The sequence below is a fragment of the Roseovarius sp. B08 genome (assembly GCF_051417955.1).
GTDB lineage: Bacteria > Pseudomonadota > Alphaproteobacteria > Rhodobacterales > Rhodobacteraceae > Roseovarius.
In genome coordinates, this window is sequence record NZ_JBPRLW010000001.1 from 3026226 (window position 1) to 3046853 (window position 20628).

The 20628-nt window shown below is 65.6% G+C and carries 19 protein-coding genes and 1 pseudogene; 16 read left to right on the plus strand and 4 right to left on the minus strand.

What is annotated here, in order from left to right; all coding sequences use genetic code 11:
• Window positions 1–38: 38 nt before the first annotated feature.
• Entirely contained in the window at window positions 39–284 is a 246-nt protein-coding gene (locus ACSQ76_RS15480) for a MoaD/ThiS family protein (protein ID WP_437157285.1), read from the plus strand.
• Here the strand turns inward: ACSQ76_RS15480 and ACSQ76_RS15485 are convergent.
• The 3 genes from ACSQ76_RS15485 to ACSQ76_RS15495 form a co-directional block, all read right to left on the minus strand.
• Window positions 281–913: an HWE histidine kinase domain-containing protein gene (locus tag ACSQ76_RS15485; RefSeq protein WP_437157286.1), complete on the minus strand. Its 633-nt coding sequence runs from the start codon at window positions 911–913 to the stop codon at window positions 281–283. The genes ACSQ76_RS15480 and ACSQ76_RS15485 overlap by 4 nt on opposite strands.
• Window positions 862–1293 (minus strand): hypothetical protein, encoded by a 432-nt coding sequence (locus ACSQ76_RS15490; protein WP_437157287.1) that lies wholly within the window; start codon window positions 1291–1293, stop codon window positions 862–864. The genes ACSQ76_RS15485 and ACSQ76_RS15490 overlap by 52 nt, the downstream gene beginning before the upstream one ends.
• A 171-nt stretch (window positions 1294–1464) precedes the next feature.
• Window positions 1465–2226, minus strand: coding sequence for a DeoR/GlpR family DNA-binding transcription regulator (locus ACSQ76_RS15495; protein ID WP_437157288.1), 762 nt, complete (start codon window positions 2224–2226; stop codon window positions 1465–1467).
• A 249-nt stretch (window positions 2227–2475) separates the two neighbouring features.
• Here ACSQ76_RS15495 and glpD point away from each other — a divergent pair, with 249 nt between their 5' ends.
• The 10 genes from glpD to ACSQ76_RS15545 all read left to right on the plus strand — a co-directional run bounded on the left by glpD (window position 2476) and on the right by ACSQ76_RS15545 (window position 13346).
• A complete protein-coding gene (gene glpD, locus ACSQ76_RS15500) occupies window positions 2476–4077 on the plus strand; it encodes a glycerol-3-phosphate dehydrogenase (protein WP_437157289.1) in 1602 nt (533 codons plus the stop codon).
• A gap of 11 nt (window positions 4078–4088) precedes the next feature.
• Window positions 4089–5177 carry an ABC transporter ATP-binding protein gene (locus ACSQ76_RS15505; RefSeq protein WP_437157290.1) on the plus strand — a complete coding sequence of 363 codons (1089 nt, stop codon included), beginning with the start codon at window positions 4089–4091 and terminating at the stop codon, window positions 5175–5177.
• 13 nt (window positions 5178–5190) lie between these two features.
• On the plus strand, window positions 5191–6273 hold the full coding sequence (locus ACSQ76_RS15510) for an ABC transporter ATP-binding protein (RefSeq protein WP_437157291.1): 1083 nt from the start codon (window positions 5191–5193) through the stop codon (window positions 6271–6273).
• Between the two features lie 76 nt (window positions 6274–6349).
• The gene (locus ACSQ76_RS15515; protein WP_437157292.1) at window positions 6350–7219 is read left to right on the plus strand and encodes a carbohydrate ABC transporter permease; all 870 of its coding nucleotides are present in this window, start codon (window positions 6350–6352) and stop codon (window positions 7217–7219) included.
• A gap of 4 nt (window positions 7220–7223) precedes the next feature.
• A complete protein-coding gene (locus tag ACSQ76_RS15520) occupies window positions 7224–8096 on the plus strand; it encodes a carbohydrate ABC transporter permease (RefSeq protein ID WP_437157293.1) in 873 nt (290 codons plus the stop codon).
• Window positions 8096–8428 carry a hypothetical protein gene (locus tag ACSQ76_RS15525; RefSeq protein ID WP_437157294.1) on the plus strand — a complete coding sequence of 111 codons (333 nt, stop codon included), beginning with the start codon at window positions 8096–8098 and terminating at the stop codon, window positions 8426–8428. Before ACSQ76_RS15520 ends, ACSQ76_RS15525 begins: the two co-directional genes overlap by 1 nt.
• 85 nt (window positions 8429–8513) lie before the next feature.
• The gene (locus ACSQ76_RS15530) at window positions 8514–8786 is read left to right on the plus strand and encodes a DUF2160 domain-containing protein (protein ID WP_420556535.1); all 273 of its coding nucleotides are present in this window, start codon (window positions 8514–8516) and stop codon (window positions 8784–8786) included.
• 78 nt (window positions 8787–8864) lie between these two features.
• Window positions 8865–10586, plus strand: coding sequence for an ABC transporter substrate-binding protein (locus ACSQ76_RS15535; RefSeq protein ID WP_437157295.1), 1722 nt, complete (start codon window positions 8865–8867; stop codon window positions 10584–10586).
• Window positions 10587–10741: 155 nt separating this feature from the next.
• The gene (glpK, locus tag ACSQ76_RS15540; protein ID WP_437157296.1) at window positions 10742–12229 is read left to right on the plus strand and encodes a glycerol kinase GlpK; all 1488 of its coding nucleotides are present in this window, start codon (window positions 10742–10744) and stop codon (window positions 12227–12229) included.
• 13 nt (window positions 12230–12242) lie between these two features.
• Window positions 12243–13346, plus strand: coding sequence for an iron-containing alcohol dehydrogenase (locus ACSQ76_RS15545; RefSeq protein WP_437158220.1), 1104 nt, complete (start codon window positions 12243–12245; stop codon window positions 13344–13346).
• Window positions 13347–13411: 65 nt separating this feature from the next.
• Here ACSQ76_RS15545 and ACSQ76_RS15550 read toward each other — a convergent pair whose 3' ends face one another.
• Complete coding sequence (locus tag ACSQ76_RS15550) at window positions 13412–15073, minus strand: amidohydrolase (protein ID WP_437157297.1); 1662 nt, start codon at window positions 15071–15073, stop codon at window positions 13412–13414.
• A 132-nt stretch (window positions 15074–15205) separates the two neighbouring features.
• Here ACSQ76_RS15550 and ACSQ76_RS15555 point away from each other — a divergent pair, with 132 nt between their 5' ends.
• The 5 genes and pseudogenes from ACSQ76_RS15555 (at window position 15206) to ACSQ76_RS15575 (ending at window position 20594) form a co-directional block, all read left to right on the plus strand.
• Entirely contained in the window at window positions 15206–15313 is a 108-nt protein-coding gene (locus ACSQ76_RS15555; protein ID WP_437157298.1) for a helix-turn-helix domain-containing protein, read from the plus strand.
• Entirely contained in the window at window positions 15310–16083 is a 774-nt protein-coding gene (locus ACSQ76_RS15560; RefSeq protein ID WP_437157299.1) for a LysR substrate-binding domain-containing protein, read from the plus strand. Before ACSQ76_RS15555 ends, ACSQ76_RS15560 begins: the two co-directional genes overlap by 4 nt.
• 100 nt (window positions 16084–16183) lie before the next feature.
• On the plus strand, window positions 16184–17635 hold the full coding sequence (locus ACSQ76_RS15565; RefSeq protein ID WP_437157300.1) for an aldehyde dehydrogenase family protein: 1452 nt from the start codon (window positions 16184–16186) through the stop codon (window positions 17633–17635).
• Between the two features lie 366 nt (window positions 17636–18001).
• The gene (locus ACSQ76_RS15570; protein ID WP_437157301.1) at window positions 18002–18997 is read left to right on the plus strand and encodes a membrane dipeptidase; all 996 of its coding nucleotides are present in this window, start codon (window positions 18002–18004) and stop codon (window positions 18995–18997) included.
• A gap of 44 nt (window positions 18998–19041) precedes the next feature.
• Window positions 19042–20594: pseudogene (locus ACSQ76_RS15575) on the plus strand (BCCT family transporter).
• Window positions 20595–20628: the final 34 nt, after the last annotated feature.

Sequence of the window (20628 nt, forward strand, 5' to 3'; positions counted from 1 at the left end):
GGCTTGACCCGGGACCTCTCCGGCCCAAGATACGCAGCATGGTTCAAGTCACGATATGGGGCTCCCTCGCCCGCTTCACCGACGACGCCCGCGAGGTCGAAATCGAGGCAGAAAACCTGCGCCAACTGCTCGACGGCCTGGCGCGGAAATACCCCGGCCTGAAACCGCAGCTCGACCGCGGCGTCTCCGTCTCCATCGACGGGCGCGTCTATAACGACAGCTGGTTCCAGCCCATCCAGCCCGACAGCGAGGTCGTCCTGCTGGCGCGTCTCAAGGGCGGCTAGTCGCTCGACAACGCCTTCAACGGCGCCCGCAGCCGGAACGCGAAGCCCTCCGCCTCGAACGCGACCTCGGTCTTGGCGCCCAGCGACGCTTCTGTCAGCTTCGTCAGCACCTGCGTCCCAAAGCCCGGCTTGGCCGCGGGGTTCACCGCTGGCCCGCCCCGCTCGACCCATGCCAGGGTAAAATCCGGACGCGCGTCGCCCTCGACAGCCCAGGTCACCACGACCCTCCCGGTTTCCTCGGACAGGGCGCCGTATTTCGCCGCGTTGGTGGCCAGTTCGTGAGTCACCATTCCCAGGATCTGCGCCGCGTTGCTGGAAATCATCAGGTCCGGCCCGTTCAGCACCACCCGCTCGCGCGCCGCACCCGCAAAAGGCCTCACCTGCTCGGTGAAAATCTCGCGCAGGCCGAACCTGCTGCCCGCGTCGTGCATCATCGCTTCCTGGTTGCGCCCCAGCGCCGCCAGTCGTGCAAGCAGACGATCGACCACTTCCTCGGGCGGCGCGTGCCGCGCCAGTTGCCGTACGATCCCCGACACCACCGTGATCAGGTTCTTCGCCCGATGGCCCAGTTCACCGATCAGGAACTGCGCGCGCTGCTCGGCCATCTCCCGGGCGGTGATGTCGACCATGGCGAACACCCCTCCACAGGCATCCCCGCGGCGTCGTAACTCACCTGCTTGCGTGCGTTGACCCAGCGCAGCGGCGCGTCCGGCACCAGGATCCGGTGCGTCATGTCCAGCACCTGCAGCGGATCGTCCGGCGACAGAAGGCAGCCCAGACCCTCCTTCACCTGCGGCCAGTCGTCGGGATGTATCCGCGCGTGCAACTCCTCGCGCCGCACCTCCACGCCCGCGTCCAGCCCGAAGAATTCCGCCGCCAGCGGGTCGCACCGCAAGGTGTTGGTCCGGTAATCGACCTTGCCCAACCCGACACGCGCGACCTTCAGGCCCAGTTCCATGTCTTCGGATGTCAGAGGGATGTTCAGCGGGATCTTCAAAGCTTTCGTCATGGCATTTTCTTCAGGCCCGCAAATCGCTCCGTCAATGTCGCAGTTTAATCATACACCTTTTTTCTCACAGCCATGCGAAAACCCGCCGCTCTGCTCTCCGGACGTAGGGTGGGTGACAACCCACGCGCCAAGCCGCCGTCCGCCGGCGAAACGAACCCGAAACGAAAACGCTCACCCGCAGACCCGGCAGACCGTGTCCAACTCCTTCAGCCGCTCGGCCACGGGCGCGGGCACCGGACGGTCGGTAAAGAACGTGTCGACCTCGCCCAGCGACGCGATCCGCGCCGGGGCCATGCGGTGAAACTTGGAATGGTCCGCCACAAGGTAAGTCCGCCGCGCCCGCGCGATGATCGACTGGCTGACATGCACCTCCTGCACGTCGAAATCCAGCAGGTCCCCGTCGTCGTCCAGTGCCGAACACCCGATGACCGCATAATCGAACTTGAACTGCTCGATCGCCCGTGTCGTCAGGTTGCCGATCAGCCCCCCGTCCGAGCGGCGCAAAACGCCCCCGGCCACGACGATCTCGCACTCCGCGTTGGCCACCAGGATATTGGCAACATTCATGTTATTGGTGATCACCATCAGGTCTCGATGGCTCAGAAGCGCCCGCGCCACCGCCTCGGTCGAGGTCCCGATATTCACGAAAACCGACGCCCCGTCCGGAATCTCCTGCGCACAGACCTGCGCCATTGCCTGCTTTGCCGCCTCGTTCAGGCCGCGCCGCTCCTCATAGCCGATATTGGACACGCCCGACGGCATCACCGCGCCGCCATGCACCCGCTCCAGCCGCCCCGCCTCGGCCAGGTCCGTCAGATCGCGCCGGATCGTCTGCACCGTCACGCCAAATCGAACGGCCAGGTCCTCGACCGTGACCTTACCCTCGTTGCGGGCGATCTCCAGGATCTCGGGATGGCGAAAGGTTTGCGACATGCGCCTCGTGCTCGGATTTCGTGTTTTTTCGTTTTCGTCGAAAATCGGTCCGTGTCAAAGGAAAATCCCATTGTGCCGCCCTTTTCGCAGCCGCAGAAAGTCCTGTCGCCGCCGACCTGATTGCCAGCAAACGCTTGTAATAAAATGACTTTCCAAAAACCGAACAAAAACGAAAGAAGCGTTTGACTCGAACAACCTGAACGTGCTCATTTACCGGACACGGTTTCCGGCGGCATCTGGGGAGGATGGATGCACCCAACTCACGAAAATATAAGCGATATTTTCGTCATCGGGGGCGGAATCAACGGCTGCGGCATCGCCCGCGACGCCGCCGGCCGCGGCCTGTCCGTCACGCTGGCCGAAATGAACGACCTCGCCTCGGCCACCTCCTCGGCCTCGACCAAGCTCTTTCACGGCGGCCTGCGCTACCTCGAGTATTTCGAGTTCCGCCTCGTCCGCGAGGCCCTTATCGAACGCGAAGTCCTCTTGCGCAACATGCCCCATATCAGCTGGCCCATGCGCTTCGTGCTGCCCTACCACCGCGACATGCGCTTCGAGGGCGGCACCCCAACCTCGCGCCTCTTGGAACGTCTCATGCCCTGGATGCGCGGACGCCGCCCCGCCTGGCTCATCCGCCTCGGCCTTTTCCTTTATGACAGCCTGGGCGGCCGCAAGGTCCTGCCCGCCGCGCGCTCCCTCTCGCTCGACGGCACGCCCGAAGGCGCCCCGCTGAAGCCCCATTTTCAAAAGGCATTCGAGTATTCCGACTGCTGGGTCGAGGATTCCCGCCTCGTCTCGCTCAACGCCCGCGACGCCGCGGGTCGCGGCGCCGAGATCCTCACCCGCACCCGTGTCACCGCCGCCCGCCGCGACGGCGACCTGTGGAAGATCGAGCTGGAAGACACCGCCACCGGCGCGCTCATGACCCGCCACGCCCGCGCGCTGGTCAACGCCGGAGGCCCCTGGGTCGGCAACATCCTTCAGGACATCACCCATATCGACAGCCGCGCGGGCGTCCGCCTCGTGCGCGGCAGCCATATCGTGACACGCAAGCTCTTCGATCACCACAAGTGCTATTTCTTCCAGGGCCAGGATGGCCGCATCATCTTCGCCATCCCCTACGAGCAGGATTTCACCCTCATCGGCACCACCGACGCAGACCACCCCGACCCGGGCACGCGCCCCGTCTGCACCCCTGCCGAGCAAGAGTATCTATGCAATTTCGCCTCGGAGTATTTCGAAACGCCCGTCACCCGCGACGACATCGTCTGGACCTATTCGGGCGTCCGCCCGCTTTATGACGACGGCGCCAAATCCGCCACCGCCGCCACCCGCGACTACGTGCTGAAGCTCGACACCGACGGCCCCCCGCTTCTCAACATATTCGGCGGCAAGATCACCACCTACCGCCGCCTCGCCCAGGCCGCCGTGGCCAAGCTTGCCCCCCGTTTCCCGAACGCCAAGGGCGACTGGACCGCCGACGCCGCCCTGCCCGGCGGCGATTTCGCCGTGGAAAACCGCGACCGGATGGCGGGCGAATTACAGGCAGATTACCCCTTCCTGACCGAAGCCTGGGCCTACCGCCTGCTCCGCGCCTACGGCACCGAGGCCCGCACCCTTTTAGGTGACGCGAGAACCGCCGCCGACCTGGGCCGAACCTTCGGCGCCACTCTCACCGAACGCGAGGTCCGTTGGCTCATGACCCATGAATTCGCGCGTAGCGCCGAGGATATCGTCTGGCGCCGCAGCAAGCTTGGCCTGCGCATGTCGGATAGTGAAATCAAGGACTTGCAGAACTGGATGCAGGCCAACCGCGTGGGCGACACCGTGATCGCCGCGGCGGCAGAATAAGGACGCAACGCATGACGCTGGTTCTGGACAACGTGTCGAAACAGGTGGGGGCCGAGACGCATATCCACCCCACCGACCTCACGCTGGAAAAAGGCACGATGAACGTCCTCCTGGGCCCCACGCTGGCGGGCAAGACCACGCTGATGCGCCTGATGGCGGGGCTCGATGCCCCCACCACCGGCCGAATCCTCTGGGACGGCACGGACGTCACCGGCATGCGCGTGCAGGATCGCGGCGTCGCCATGGTCTACCAGCAGTTCATCAACTACCCGTCGATGTCCGTCTACGACAACATCGCCAGCCCCATGCGCCTGTCGGGCAAACCGAAGGACGAAATCGACCGCGCCGTACGCGAAACCGCCGAGATGCTGCAACTGACGCCCATGCTCGACCGCAAGCCGCTCGAGCTGTCCGGCGGTCAGCAACAGCGCTGCGCCCTCGCCCGCGCGCTGGTCAAGAACGCCGGTCTCGTCCTGCTGGACGAGCCGCTTGCAAACCTCGACTACAAGCTGCGCGAGGAGCTGCGCATCGAGATCCCCCGCATCTTCGAGGAATCCGGCGCGATCTTCGTCTACGCTACCACCGAACCCGAAGAGGCGCTTTTGCTCGGCGGCAACACCGCCACCCTCTGGGAAGGCCGCGTCACGCAATTCGGCGCGACACCGAAGGTCTATCGCCAGCCCGCGGATGCCACAACCGCGCGGGTCTTCTCGGACCCGCCGATGAACTTCCTGCAGATCTCGAAAACCGGCGGCAAGCTGATGTTCGGCGAGGGCCAGTCCCTTCCCGCCACCGGCAAGATGGCCGACCTGCCCGAGGGCCGCTACACCGCCGGCTTCCGCCCCAACCACCTGGAAATCGAACAGCACACCGACGCCGCAATGCGCTTCGTGACAAGGCTCGGCGTGACCGAACTCACCGGCTCGGAAACCTTCATCCATCTCGACCATGCGGGCACCCGCTGGGTCGGCGTGATCCACGGCATTCACGATCTGGAACCGGGCCGCGATCTGCCGGTCTATCTCGACCCGGCCCATATCTACGTCTTCAGCGAAGACGGCGCGCTGGTTGCACCCGCCGCCTACGCGCTGGCCGCCTGAGAGGCTGACGACAATGGCAAAGATCACGCTCGACAACCTGGCGCACAGCTACCTCGCCAAACCGACATCCGAGGATGATTTCGCTCTTAAGGAACTCAACCACGACTGGACGGACGGCGAGGCCTACGCGCTGCTTGGCGCGTCCGGTTGCGGCAAGACCACGCTCCTGAACATCATCTCGGGGCTCTTGCAGCCAAGTCGCGGCCGCATCCTCTTCAACGACGTGGACGTTACGCACGCGCCCACGACCGAGCGCAACATCGCGCAGGTCTTCCAGTTCCCGGTCGTCTACGACACCATGACCGTGCGCGAAAATCTCGCCTTCCCGCTCAAGAACCGTGGCGCCGACAAGGCTTACGTGGCTCAGCGCGTGCAGGAAATCGCCACCATGATCGGGCTAGAGGACACGCTGAACCGCAAGGCGCGCGGCCTGACAGCGGACGCCAAGCAAAAGATCAGCCTTGGCCGTGGCATGGTGCGCGAGGACGTCAACGCGCTGCTGTTCGACGAGCCGCTGACCGTCATCGACCCCCACATGAAGTGGGAACTGCGCACGCAATTGAAACAACTGCACCAACAATTCGGCCACACCATGATCTACGTCACCCACGACCAGACCGAGGCGCTGACCTTCGCCGACAAGGTCGTGGTGATGCATGACGGCCGCGTGGTGCAGATCGGCACGCCCCAGGACCTGTTCAACACCCCCGAACACACATTTGTCGGCTACTTCATCGGCTCGCCGGGCATGAACGTCATTCCCGCGAAAGTCGAGGGAAACCAGGCCTATATCAACGGCGCCGAGTTGGCGCTGGCCAACACCTATGCCCCCCTCGAAGGCCGCGTCGAATTGGGCGTCCGCCCCGAATTCGCCCGCCTCTCCGACAGCGAAGGGTTGCCCGTCAAGGTCCGCCGCGTGGAGGATGTGGGCCGACACAAGATCATCCGCGCCGATTGCTTCGGCACGCCGATCAACATCGTCGCGGGTGAAGCCGAAGAGGTCCGCACAGACGCCACTCGCGTCGCCTTCGATCCCACCCATGTGAACGTCTATGCCAACGACTGGCGCGTGACGCCCACAGGGAGGGCCGCCTGATGATCCCGCACACCGCCGTCCCGGGCTTGACCCGGGACCTTCCCGCCACTCGCCCCACAACCAACGAGGCCGCCTGATGGACAAGACCCCCAATCAAAAGGCATGGTTCCTCGTCCTGCCCGTGCTGATCCTCGTGGCCTTCTCCGCCGTCATTCCGCTGATGACCGTGGTGAACTATTCCGTGCAGGACACTTTCGGCAACAACGAGTTCTTCTGGGCCGGGCTCGAATGGTTCCGCGAACTGCTCGAAGACGACCGCATGTGGGACGCGCTCGGGCGCCAGATGATGTTCTCCTCCATCATCCTCGCCATCGAGGTGCCCTTGGGCATCCTCGTCGCCCTCAACATGCCCAAGAAAGGCGCCTGGGTTTCCGTCTGCCTCGTGCTGATGTCCCTGCCACTGCTGATCCCGTGGAACGTCGTCGGCACCATCTGGCAGATCTTCGGCCGCGTCGATATCGGCCTCCTGGGCCACACGCTGGCGGCGCTGAACATCGACTACAACTACACCCAGGATCCCTACGCCGCCTGGGTCACCGTGGTTGTCATGGATGTCTGGCACTGGACCTCGCTGGTAGCGCTGCTGGCCTATGCCGGCCTGCAATCCATTCCCGACGCCTATTACCAGGCCGCCAAGATCGACCAGGCCTCGCGCTGGAAGGTCTTCCGCTATATCGAGCTTCCCAAGATGGCGGGCGTGCTGATGATCGCCGTGCTCCTGCGCTTCATGGACAGTTTCATGATCTATACCGAGCCCTTCGTCGTCACCGGCGGCGGCCCCGGCAGCACCACGACTTTCCTAAGCATCGACCTCGTGAAGATGGCCCTCGGCCAGTTCGACCTCGGCCCGGCCGCAGCCTTCTCGATCATGTATTTCCTCGTGATCCTGCTGATCTCATGGGTATTCTACACCGTCATGACCAACCTCGATAAGCGGGAGGGCTGAGCCGATGACCGACGCCACCACCGACCGCATCCCCGGCAAGCTCGCGCCCAGCGGCCGCAACCGCCGCATCCGCGCGAGCGTGAACAGCCGCGCCATCGTCATGACCCTCTACCTCATCTTCCTGCTCCTGCCGATCTACTGGCTGGTGAACATGAGCCTGAAGACCAATTTCGAGATCCTCAACAGCTTCACCCTCTGGCCCCGCAAGCTGACACTGGAAAACTACGCGACGATCCTCACCGACCCGGCATGGTATTCGGGCTACATCAACTCGCTGATCTACGTCGTGATGAACACGGTGATCTCGCTCGCCGTCGCCCTGCCCGCCGCCTACGCCTTCTCGCGCTACAGCTTTCTCGGCGACAAGCACCTGTTCTTCTGGCTGCTGACCAACCGCATGGCCCCGCCCGCGGTATTCGCCCTGCCGTTCTTCCAGCTCTACAGCTCGGTCGGCCTCTTCGATACACACATTGCCGTGGCGCTGGCACACTGCCTCTTCAACGTGCCTCTGGCAGTCTGGATCCTCGAGGGCTTCATGCGCGGCGTGCCCAAGGAAATCGACGAGACGGCCTACATCGACGGTTATCCCTTCCCTCGCTTCTTCGTGAAGATCTTCATGCCGCTGATCGCGTCGGGCATCGGCGTCGCCGCCTTCTTCTGCTTCATGTTCTCATGGGTCGAACTGCTGCTTTCGCGCACGCTCACAACCGTCGACGCCAAGCCCATCGCCGCAATCATGACGCGCACCCAAGGGGCGGCGGGCATCGACTGGGGCGTGCTCGCCGCCGCCGGCGTCCTGACCATCGTCCCCGGCGCGCTCGTCATCTATTTCGTCCGCAACTACATTGCCAAAGGTTTTGCTCTGGGGAGAGTTTGATGAACATTTTCAGCCGATATATTTTCGTAGCCTGCGGCCTCGCCGTCACCACTCTCACACCCGCCGACGCGCAGGCCCAAGCGGCCGAACCATGGGAAGCCGCCTGCATCATGCGCCACCTCGACCCCAACGGCGACGGCTTCCTGTCGATCCGCTCCGGCCCCGGCTCGGGCCACCCCGAGATATTGCGCGTGCGCAACGGCGACTCGATGCCGATCGACACGCGCAAATGCCAGGGCAAATGGTGCTTTGCCGAAAGCATCCACAAAGACGGCCGCCGCCTGAACCAGACCGGCTGGTTCCACACCGGCTGGTGCGAGATGATCCCGTGAGCCTCGCCGCCACATTCAGCTACCCCGACGTCGCGGCGCCTGTCGCTGTCGCGTCACACAGCTTTGTCATGACGGAGGAAACCTGATGGACTGGATGGCATGGACATGGCCCACCGCCGCCTTCTTCGGCGTCATCGCCCTGCTCCTCGTAACCTTCACGATCCTCGCGCTGAAATTCCCGGAAACGCCCCGCACCGGCATCCTGCGGATCGAAACCACCCGTGGCGACCGTCTCTTCATCACGCTTCTGGGCAGCGCCTTCATCAATCTCGCGTGGCTGGGCCTTGTCGGCACCAACCAGCCCTACGCGCTGATCGTCTGCGCGATCTACGCCGCCGCGGTGTTTCGCTGGGTCTAGACGCGCGCAACCCCGGCGTTCCGCCTCTGCGGGCCGCCACACACAACCAAGTTCAGAAAGACCAATGGGAGGAACCAAATGAACCTGAACCTGAAATCAACCACCGCGCTGGCCGCGGCCATTGCCCTGACGGGCAATGCCGCCTGGGCCGGCATGGAAGAGGCGATGGAGTTCCTTGAGAACGAAATCGCAGGCCTCAGCACGCTCAGCCAGGAAGAGCAGGAAGCCGAGATGCAATGGTTCATCGACGCGGCCCAGCCCTTCGAGGGGATGGAGATCAAGGTCGTCTCGGAAACCATCGCCACCCACGAATACGAAAGCCAGGTTCTTGCCCCGGCCTTTTCGGCCATCACCGGCATCCAGGTCACTCACGACCTCATCGGCGAAGGCGACGTGGTCGAGAAGCTGCAAACCCAGATGCAGTCGGGCGAGAACATCTATGATGCCTATGTCAACGATAGCGACCTCATCGGCACCCACTGGCGCTACCAGCAGGTACGCAACCTGACCGACTGGATGGAGGGCGAGGGATCGGACGTCACCAACCCCGACCTCGACATCGACGACTTCATCGGCACGTCCTTCACCACCGGCCCCGACGGCAAGCTCTACCAGCTGCCCGACCAGCAGTTCGCGAACCTGTACTGGTTCCGCTACGACTGGTTCAACGACGAGAAGAACAAGGCCGACTTCCAGGAGGAATACGGCTACGAGCTTGGCGTTCCGGTCAACTGGTCGGCCTACGAGGATATCGCGGAATTCTTCACCGGCCGCGATCTCAGCCACCTCGGAGTCGAAGGCGAAGTCTACGGCAACATGGACTACGGCAAGAAAGACCCCAGCCTGGGCTGGCGCTTTACCGACGCGTGGATGTCCATGGCCGGGATGGGCGACGTGGGTGAACCCAACGGCCTGCCGGTCGACGAATGGGGCATCCGCGTGAACGAGAACTCGCAGCCCGTCGGCTCCTGCGTCGATCGCGGCGGCGCCACCAACGCGCCCGCGGCCGTCTACGCGGTGACCAAGGCGATCGAATGGCTGCAAAAATATTCGCCGCCCGCGGCCGCAGGCATGACCTTCTCCGAGGCCGGGCCCATTCCCGCACAAGGCAACGTCGCACAGCAGATGTTCTGGTACACCGCCTTCACCGCGGCCACGGTCGAGCCGGGCCTGCCGGTGATGAACGAGGACGGCACGCCCAAGTGGCGCATGGCCCCCTCGCCCCACGGTGTCTACTGGAAGGAAGGCCAGAAGATCGGCTACCAGGACGCAGGTTCGTGGACCCTGATGCAGTCGACCCCCGTCGACCGCGCCAAGGCGGCCTGGCTCTATGCCCAGTTCGTCACGTCGAAAACCGTGGACCTCAAGAAATCGGATGTGGGCCTCACCTTCATCCGCGAGTCCACCATCGACAGCGACCACTTCACCGAGCGCGCTGACAAGCTTGGCGGGTTGATCGAGTTCTACCGCTCGCCCGCCCGCACCGCATGGTCGCCCACGGGCACCAACGTGCCGGATTACCCGAAACTGGCCCAGCTCTGGTGGCAGAACATCGGCGACGCCATGTCGGGCGCCAAGACCCCGCAAGAGGCGCTCGATGCCCTCTGCGAGGATCAGGAACGCGTGCTGGAACGTCTCGAACGCGCCGGCGTGCAGGGTGATCTCGGCCCGGTCCTGAACGAGGAACGCGACCCGCAATACTGGTACGACCAGGAAGGCGCGCCCTATCCCAAGCTGGAAAACGAGGACGAAGAGCCCAAGACCGTCTCCTATGACGAGCTGATCGCCAGCTGGCAGTAATCGCCTGCCATGGGCCGGGACACCCCGGCCCTCAGATCCGAAAAACCGTAGGGCGGGGATACTCCCCGCCCTCTTTTCCATCCCCGTCCCGGGCTTGACCCGGGACCTCTCCCTTTGGACAGTCACACAAGCAGAGTTCAACCAAGGCCCCCGACATGACCCACATCCTCGCCATCGACCAGGGCACCACCTCCTCCCGCGCCATCCTCTTCGACAAGGGGCTCACCCCCGTCGCCACAGCGCAAGAGGAATTCACCCAGCATTTCCCGCAATCGGGCTGGGTCGAACATGACGTGGACGATATCTGGGCCACGACGGCCGGCACTTGCCGCGCCGCCATCGAACGCGCGGGCCTCACCCCTTCGGACATCGCCGCCATCGGCATCACCAACCAACGCGAAACGACCATCGTCTGGGACCGCACCACCGGCAAACCCGTACACCGCGCCATCGTCTGGCAGGACCGGCGCACCGCCCAGACCTGCCGCGCCCTGCGCGACGCCGGCCACGAGGACATGATCACCGACCGCACCGGCCTCCTGCTCGACCCCTATTTCTCCGGCACGAAACTGGCCTGGATCCTCGACAACGTCGACGGCGCGCGGGCCAGGGCAGAGGCCGGCGACCTCCTCTTTGGCACCGTCGACTGCTACCTCACCTGGAAGCTCACCGGCGGCAAGGTGCATGCCAGCGACGCCACCAACGCCGCCCGCACGCTGCTTTACGACATCCGCAAGGGCCGGTGGAGCCAGACCATCTGCGACCTGCTGAACGTGCCCATGTCCATGCTCCCCGAGGTCCGCGACTGCGCCGCCGACTACGGCACCACCCGCACCGACCTCTTCGGGCGCGAGATCCCCATTCTCGGCGTCGCGGGCGACCAGCAGGCCGCCACCGTGGGCCAGGCCTGCTTTGCGCCCGGTATGATGAAATCCACCTACGGCACCGGCTGCTTTGCCCTGCTCAACACCGGCGACGAGCCCGTCCGCTCGCAGAACCGCCTGCTCACCACCATCGCCTACCAGCTTGACGGCAAACCCACCTACGCGCTCGAAGGCTCTATCTTCATCGCCGGCGCGGTGGTCCAATGGCTCCGCGACGGGCTCAAGATCATCCGCGAGGCGGGCGAAACCCACGCCTTGTCCGACCGCGCCGATCCTCACCAGAACGTCATCCTCGTCCCCGCCTTCACCGGCCTCGGCGCGCCCTACTGGCAGCCCGACTGCCGCGGCGCGATCTACGGCCTCACGCGCAATTCCGGGCCCGCCGAGTTCGCCCGCGCCGCCCTCGAAAGCGTCGGCTTCCAGACGCGCGACCTCTTGGAGGCGATGACCGCCGACTGGTCCTCGGGCGCGGCCAAACAGGTCCTGCGCGTCGATGGCGGCATGTCCGCCTCCGCCTGGGCGATGCAGTTCCTGGCCGATATCATCGGCGCCCCCGTGGACCGCCCCAAGGTGCAGGAAACCACCGCCCTCGGGGCCGCCTGGCTCGCCGGCATGCAGGCTGGCATCTACCCCGACCAGGCCGGTTTCGCCCAAGGCTGGGCGCTCGACCGGCGGTTCGAGCCCACGATGGACGCCACCGCCCGAGACGACAAATACGCCGCCTGGAAACGCGCCGTCGAAGCGACGATGTCGGTATGATAACCCCTTCGGCCTGACGGCCCCCGCCCGTATCCTCTTCGGCCGCGGCGAGTTCGCCAAGGCCCCGGCCCTCGCCGCCTCCCTCGGCGCCCACGCCTTCGTCGTCCACGGCGCCACCCCCCGCCATGCCACGGCTCTGCTCGACGCGCCCAGGCTGCAAACCACCGCCTTCGCCTGCCCCTCAGAACCCGACCTCGCCCTGCTGGAAACCGCGCTCGCCACCGCCCGCCGCGCGCGCGCCACCCACGTGGTCGCCATCGGCGGCGGCGCCGCCATCGACCTCGGCAAGGCCGTCGCGGGCCTCCTGAACGCCACGACAAGCCCCCTCGATCACCTTGAGGTCGTGGGCGGCGGCCAGCCTCTCACCACGCCGCCCGCACCCTTCATGGCCATCCCCACCACTGCCGGCACTGGCGCAGAGGTTACGAAAAACGCAGTCATCGGCGTGCCCGATCACGCCCGCAAGGTCTCCCTCCGCGACGCCGCCATGCTGGCCGACATCGCCCTTGTCGATCCCGCCCTCACCGACAACACGCCCAAGCCCGTGACCCTCGCCTCCGGCCTCGACGCCGTCACCCAGGTGATCGAACCCTACGTCTCATCCCGCGCCAACCCGCTCACCGACGCGCTCTGCCGCGCCGCCATCCCCCGCGGCCTGCGCGCCCTGCGCAAACTGATGGAAGGCGAAAACGCGGACGCCCGCGACGACATGGCCTTCGTCAGCCTCACCGGCGGCCTCGCGCTGGCCAATGCCGGCCTCGGCGCTGTCCACGGACTCGCCGGCGTCATCGGCGGCCGCGTCCCCACGGCCCCGCACGGCGCGGTATGCGGCGCGCTCCTGCCCGCCACGCTGGCCGCCAACTTCACCGCCCTGCCCAAGGACAGCCCACACGCCCGCCGCATCGCTGAAATCCGCGTCAGAGCCTCCGAGGCGCTTGGCACTGCCGACATCGCCGCCTGGTCCCGCCACCACGGCCTGCCGACCCTCGCGCAGATGGGCGTCGCCCCCGCCGATCACGCCGCCATCGCCACCGAGGCGCAATCCTCCAGTTCCATGGCCGCCAACCCGGTCAAACTCCCGGTCGAGCTTCTGCAAGGCATACTCGCCGCCAGTTAGTTTGCGCCGCCCGGCTTTTCACTGTTCCAAAAATACTCAACCCCACGCCAGCCACGCGCGCGCCTTCACGCCTCCCAGGTGACCCGCCCGCCGCACAGCGTCAGAACCGCCCGCGCAGATCCCAACTCCGACGGCTCCATGCCTTCCAGGTCATGCGACATCACCGCGATATCCGCCATGAACCCCTCCGCCAGCCGCCCCTTGCGGTCTTCGCTGAACTCCACCCAGGCATTGCCCGCCGTGTAACTCTCCAGCGTCTCCAACAGCGCCTGCGACTGGACGGGCCACCCCTCGCCCAGGTCCATCGGATCCACCGCCGCCCGCACGTTCGGCATCACGTCGACCGGCATCACCGGCCAGTCTGTTGAAAACACCATCCGAGCCGCATGCTCCCTCTGCGCCCGCCACGCATAGGCAAAGGGCCACTGGTCGGGCCGCAGCACGTCGCGGATGCCATGGGGCGGAAAGAAATGCCCGAACGCCGCGTGCCCCGGCTGGACCGAGGCCACCACGTCGAGCGCTCCAAGCCGCGGCAGGTCGTCGGGATGAATGACCTCGATATGCTCGATGCGGTGCCTTGCATCGCGCTCACCATTGGCCTCCCGCGCCGCGGCATAGCCATCCAGCGTCTGCCGGACCGCCAGATCCCCGATCGCGTGCGTGGCCAGCTGAAACGCCTTCGCGTCCGCCGCCACACAGGCCGCGTTGAACTGCTCAGGCGTGAACACCGCGTCGCCATTGCCGTCGGTGCCGGGGTAATTCTCCAGCATCAGCCCCGTGCGGCTCTCGATCACCCCGTCCATGAACATCTTCACCCGGTTGCACCACAGGTACTCGCTGCTGAAGCGTGCCCGCATCTCCTCGGCTTCGTCCAGCCGGCTCAGCGGATCGTGGCTCTTCAGGTGAAACGGCACCTCCACGCGGGCAATCAACTCGCCCTCGTCCTCCAGCTCCGCCAACAATTCCATCTGGTAGAAATTGCCGTCCATGTTGTGCAGCCCCGTGATCCCGTGACTGGCGCAATGCTTCAGCCCGGCGATCAGTGCGGCCTTGTCCTTCGCCCGCTCGTCCGGCCCCGGCGTCGGCACCGGATCGGCCCCGGTGATCAGGCCCGCCATGTCCCGCCCACCATTCCGCGTCAGGCTCAGCACATGCGCATAGGCCGACGGCTCCAGCAGCGCGCCCGATGCCGTGCCATCCTCGGCCATCACGATCTCCGCCCCGGCCTCCACCGGCCCGCCATGCAGGATGCCGGCCAGCTCCAGCGCCGCCGTATTGGCCCAGATCGTATGATGGTCGGCGGCATATAGGGCCAGCGGCCGGTCCGGCAGCACCCGGTCCAGATCCTGCCGCGTGGTCTCGCGCCCCGGTCCCATCAATTCATAGGCCGCCTGCACCGCGAACACGACCCGGTCCTCGGGGCACTCACGGGCATAGGCCCGCACCGCCTCTGTCACCGCATCCTCTCCCTGAACGCCATAAAGGTCGAGATACCCCATCTCCACCGACCCGGCGAACAGGTGCACGTGGCTGTCGATGAACCCCGGCAGCACCGTCGCGCCTGCCGCATCCACCTGCTTCGTATCCGGCCCCGCCAGCGCGCCGATCTCGGCACTCGTGCCCAGCGCCACGATCCGCCCCGACGCCACTGCCAGGGCCTCGACCCTTGGCCGATCCGGGTCCATGGTCAGGACCTTCCCGTTCAAGATCACGATTTCGGGTGCCATGGCTGCCTCCTGCCCTGTTTCGCACATGGAACCCGCACCCGCCATTGCCGTCAAGCTGGACAGTCACCCCGCCCTGCGCTTTCTTAAGCAAACCCACAGCCACGCCCGCCCATTCAACAAAAGCTGAATCTCATGGCCATCAAGATCGACATGCTCCGCTGCTTTCTCACCGTGGCCGAGCGCGGCAACCTCGCCGACGCGGCCGAGGCCCTGGGCCGCACCCCTCCGCCGTCTCCATGATGCTGCGCCAGTTCGAGGATCACATCGGCGCGCCCCTCTTCGAGGCCGGGCGCAAGTCCCGCCTCACCCGCCTGGGCGAGCTCATCCGTGTCGAAGCGGGGCGCGAGCTCGCGCATTTCGACAGCACCGTCGCCGCCATCGAGGGGCTGTCCCGGGCCGAGGCCGGCCATGTCCGCCTGTCGGTCACGCCCTCGGTGGCACAGATGCTGATGCCCACCATCCTGCACCGCTTCGCCGAAAACCACCCGCTGGTGCGCATCAACATGCGCGACACAGACAGCGCCACCATCGCCCAGGATCTCGCCGCCGGTCGCGCCGATATCGCCCTCGCCTCGCTCGGTCCGCAAACCGGGTTCGACCGCAATCTGCTGTTCTCCGACCGCTTCGGCGTGGTTTGTCCCTCGGGCCATCCCCTCGCCACCGACTGGGAGGCGCTCACCTGGGCCGACCTTGCGGATATCCCCTTCATCGCCAACGGCCTCTGCCACTACGTGACCGACCCCGATTTCCGTCCCATCCTCGACCGCGCCACGCTCAATGTATCCGGCACGGCCGCCCTCCTCAGCCTTGTGCGCGCCGGCATGGGCGTCACGCTCCTGCCCGAACTCACCATGCAGGGCACCGAGCACGACATCACCTTCCTGCCCCTCGTCGACGCCTCGATCCGGCGCGAGGTCTGGATGTTCACGCCCCCGGAAACCGAAACGACCCCTGCCGCCGCCGCCCTCGCCCGTACCATTCGCGAACAGGAAATCACCTTGGCCCACTGATTCCAAACTTCAGTTACTCTGAAATTAATTACAGAACTTTGCGTTTGCCCTGAACTGTCGCTTTGGCAACACTTCGCCAACCACATTTCAAGGATGCGCAATGACCGACCTCAAGCTGAACTACATCGCGGGCCAATGGGCCGAAGGGCCGTCCTCCATCGAAAACCGCAACCCCTCGGATCTCTCCGACCTTGTGGGCCACTTCACCCAGGCCAGCGCCGCGCAACTGGACGAGGCCATCTCTGCCGCCCGCACCGCGCAAGCCGAATGGGCCACCTATGGCCTCGAACGCCGCCAGGCCGTGCTCATGGCCATCGGCACCGAGCTCATGGCCCGCGCCGAGGAACTGGGCACGCTGCTCTCCCGCGAAGAGGGCAAACCCTTCGCCGAGGGCAAGGGCGAGGTCTTCCGCGCCGGGCAGTTCTTCACCTATTCCGCCCACGAGGTCCTGCGCCAGCTGGGCGAGAACGCCGACTCCGTCCGCCCCGGCGTCGAGGTCGATGTGCGCCGCGAACCCGTCGGCACCGTTGCCGTCATTTCCCCGTGGAACTTCCCCACCGCCACCGCGTCTTGGAAAATCGCGCCCGCGCTGGCCTGCGGCAACGCCGTCATCTGGAAACCCGCCAACCTCACGCCCGCCTCCGCCGTCGCCCTGACCGAGATCATCGCGAAACAGGACATCCCCCCGGGCCTCTTCCAGCTTGTCATGGGCGCAGGCCAGGATGTCGGCCAGCGGCTGGTCGAGAGCCCCGACATCGACGCCATCTCCTTCACCGGCTCGGTGCCGGTGGGCCGCCATATCGCCGCCTCGGCTGTGCAAAACTTTACCCGCCTGCAAATGGAAATGGGCTCCAAGAACGCGCTCGCCGTGATGGACGACGCCGATCTCGAGCTTGCCGTCACGCTGGCCTTGGGCGGCGCTTTCGGCGGCACCGGCCAGAAATGCACCGCCTCCTCGCGCCTTGTCGTCCACGCGGGCATCCACGATGCCTTCGTCGACAAACTCGTCGCCGGCGCCAAGGCCATGAAAGTCGGCCACGCGTTGGCCGAAGGCACGCAAATGGGCCCCGTCGTGTCCGAAACCCAACTCAACGAGAACCTCGCCTATGTCGAAAAAGGCCGATCCGAGGGCGCCGAACTCGCCTGCGGCGGCAGGCGCCTCGCGCTCGACCATGACGGCCATTACATGTCCCCCGGCGTGTTCCTCAACACCACCAACGACATGACCATCAACCGCGAGGAAATGTTCGCGCCGCTCACCTCCGTCATCAAGGTCGGCAGCTATGACGAGGCGCTCCACGTGGTCAACGACACCAATTTCGGCCTCACCTCCGGCATCGTCACGCGCTCGCTCGCCCGCGCCAGCCATTTCCGCCGCAACGCCCGCACCGGCGTCGTCACCGTCAACCTGCCCACCGCAGGCACGGATTATCACGTCCCCTTCGGTGGCCGCGGCAACAGCTCTTACGGCCCCCGCGAACAGGGCATCCACGCCCGCGAGTTCTATACCATCGTGAAAACCGCCTACATCTCGGCGGGATCGCCGGAATGACGCACACCGCTGCCCCATCCGATCACCGTCGCTCGGCCCCGCCGAGCCGCGCCCGCCCCTCCCCACGGGCGGGCGCCCGGCCAACGTCCCGCGCAACACGGATCGGGCGCGCAATCCGGCCCTCTTGCAAAGCTCCGATGTTGCAGCGCCCCCCAGGGGCGGCCCCCTCTCGGCGTGTGCTCCATGGCCGGGCCGTGCACGCCCCTGGGTGGGCGCCTCCACGGCCCTTCAAAGCGCGACGGCGTCACTCTGCCGAACACCGCTTCGGCGCGCAACGTCACCGATGCGCCCGCCCGTGGGGAGCGGCGGGCGCGGCCCGGCGATGCCGGGCACAACCGTTCAAACCGTGCTGGAAGGCGGCGCGCCATGACCTACCGCATCGATGGACTGCAATACGCCAACTGGTCCGAAAAGATCTTCCGCCAGATGCGGCAGGGCGGCCTCGATGCCGTCCACGTCACCATCGCCTACCACGAGACCTTCCGCGAAACCGTCCTCAACGTCGAACGCTGGAACCGCTGGTTCGAACAATATCCCGACCTGATCATCAAGGGGCGGTGGGCGGGCGATGTGCGCACCGCGCACGAGACCGGCCGCACCGCCATCTTCTTCGGCTTCCAGAACCCCTCGCCCATCGAGGACGATATCGGCCTTGTCGAGGTCTGGCACGACCTCGGCGCGCGCTTTATGCAACTGACCTACAACAACCAAAGCCTCCTCGCCACGGGCTGCTACGAGGCCGAGGATGCGGGCCTCACCCGCATGGGCCGCGAGGTTATCCGCGAGATGAACCGCGTCGGGCTGGTGGTCGACATGTCCCACTCCGCCGACCGCTCCACGATTGAAGCGGCGGACCATTCCCAGCGCCCCATCGCCATCACTCACGCCAACCCGCACGTCTGGCACCCCGCGAAACGCAACAAGCGCGAGGACGTCATCCGCGCCGTCGTCACGAATGGCGGCATGATGGGTTTTTCGCTCTATCCCCATCATCTCGCAGGCGGCACCGACTGCACGCTTCAAAGCTTCTGCCAGATGATCGCCGACACCGCCGAAACCTACGGCACCCGGCATTTTGGCATCGGCTCCGACCTCTGCCAGAACCAGCCCGACAGCATCGTCGAATGGATGCGCACGGGCCGGTGGACCAAAAGCATCGACTACGGCGAAGGCTCGGCCACCAATCCCGGCTTTCCGCCGCAACCTTCATGGTTCACCGACAACACCGACTTTCCGAACCTCTCCGACGGCCTGCGCAACGTCGGCTTCAACGATAGCGAGATCGCCGGTCTCATGGGCGACAACTGGCTGCGCTTTTTTGAGGCAAACTTCACCCCGGAACACCAAAAACCGGACTCCTGAGGGCGCGGAACGCCACTCCAGGGACAGTCCACAGGGAGACCCCCATGTCCGACACGACCCAGACGCAGGCCGCCGAAAAGCACCTGCACCACATCAACAAGCCACTGTTCGCCATCACCGGCGGCTTCATCGCCCTTTTCTGCCTCGTGGCCCTCTATGACCTCGACCTGCTGTCGAACATGGTCGATGCCAGCTTCGCGGTCTCGGCCAGGTATTTCGGCCTCTACTGGCAGCTCCTGCTACTGGCCACCTTCCTCATCGGCCTCGTCCTGATCGTCCTGCCCGGCAGCAAGGCCCTGATGGGCAACCTCAGCTCGCCGGAATTCCCCGTCTTCCAATGGGGCGCCATGATCATGTGCACGCTTCTGGCAGGCGGCGGCGTCTTCTGGGCGGCAGGCGAGCCCATGGCCCACTTCCTGTCGACACCCCCTATTTCGGCGCCGAAAGCGCCACGGCAGAGGTCGTCGCCCCGGCCCTCGCGCAAAGCTTCATGCACTGGGGCTTTCTCGCCTGGGCCATCCTCGGCGCGCTGACCACGGTGATGCTGATGCACTACCACTACGAAAAGGGCCTGCCCATGGCCCCGCGCACCCTGCTCTACCCGCTCTTCGGCGATGCCGCCATCAAGGGGCCCATCGGCCTCATCGCCGACGCGTCCTGCATCATCGCCGTGGTCGCGGGCACCGTCGGCCCGATCGGCTTTCTGGGTCTCCAAGTCAGCTACGGCCTCAACGCGCTCTTCGGCCTCCCCGACACCTTCGGCACGCAAGCCGCCGTCATCCTCGGCCTCGTCGCGATCTACACGCTCTCGGCGGCCACGGGCCTGTCGAAAGGCATCCAGGTTCTCAGCCGCTTCAACGTGATCCTTGCCGCCCTCCTGCTGCTCTTCATCCTTGTGGCAGGCCCAACCGGCTTTATCTTCCACGGCTTCTTCAGCGGCATGACCACCTACATCACCGATTTCTTCGGCATGGCGCTCTATCGCGGCGAGGCCGGCCTCTTCGGCGATCCCGGCTGGCTCGGCTGGTGGACCGTGTTCTTCTGGGGCTGGTTCCTGGGCTACGGCCCGCACATGGCGATGTTCATCGCCCGCATCAGCCGCGGCCGCTCGATCCGCTCGATCGTCATCATGCTGTCGATCGTCGCGCCTATCGTGACCTGCTTCTGGTTCACCATCGTCGGCGGCACCGGCATCAGCGCCGAACTCAACGACCAGGGCGCCATCTCCAGCGCGTTCGAAGGCTTCAACCTGCCCGCCGCCCTGCTGGCGATCACCCAGTCGCTGACCGCGGGCTTCATCGTCTCGGTGCTCTTCCTGATCCTGACGACGGTCTTCGTGGCCACCACGGGCGACTCGATGACCTACGTGATCTCGGTCGCCATGTCGAACGAGGATATCCCCTCGCTGCCGGTCCGCATCTTCTGGGGCATCGCCATGGGCGTGATGGCCCTGATCCTGATCTACACCGGCTCGGGCGGCATCTCGAAACTGCAAAGCTTCATCGTCGTCACCGCCGTTCCGGTGTCGCTGGTGCTGCTGCCCTCGCTCTGGGACGCGCTGCGCAGCACGCTCGCCAAGGGACGCGAGGCGAACTGACACCACCACCGGGGCGGTCCTTGGACGGATCGCC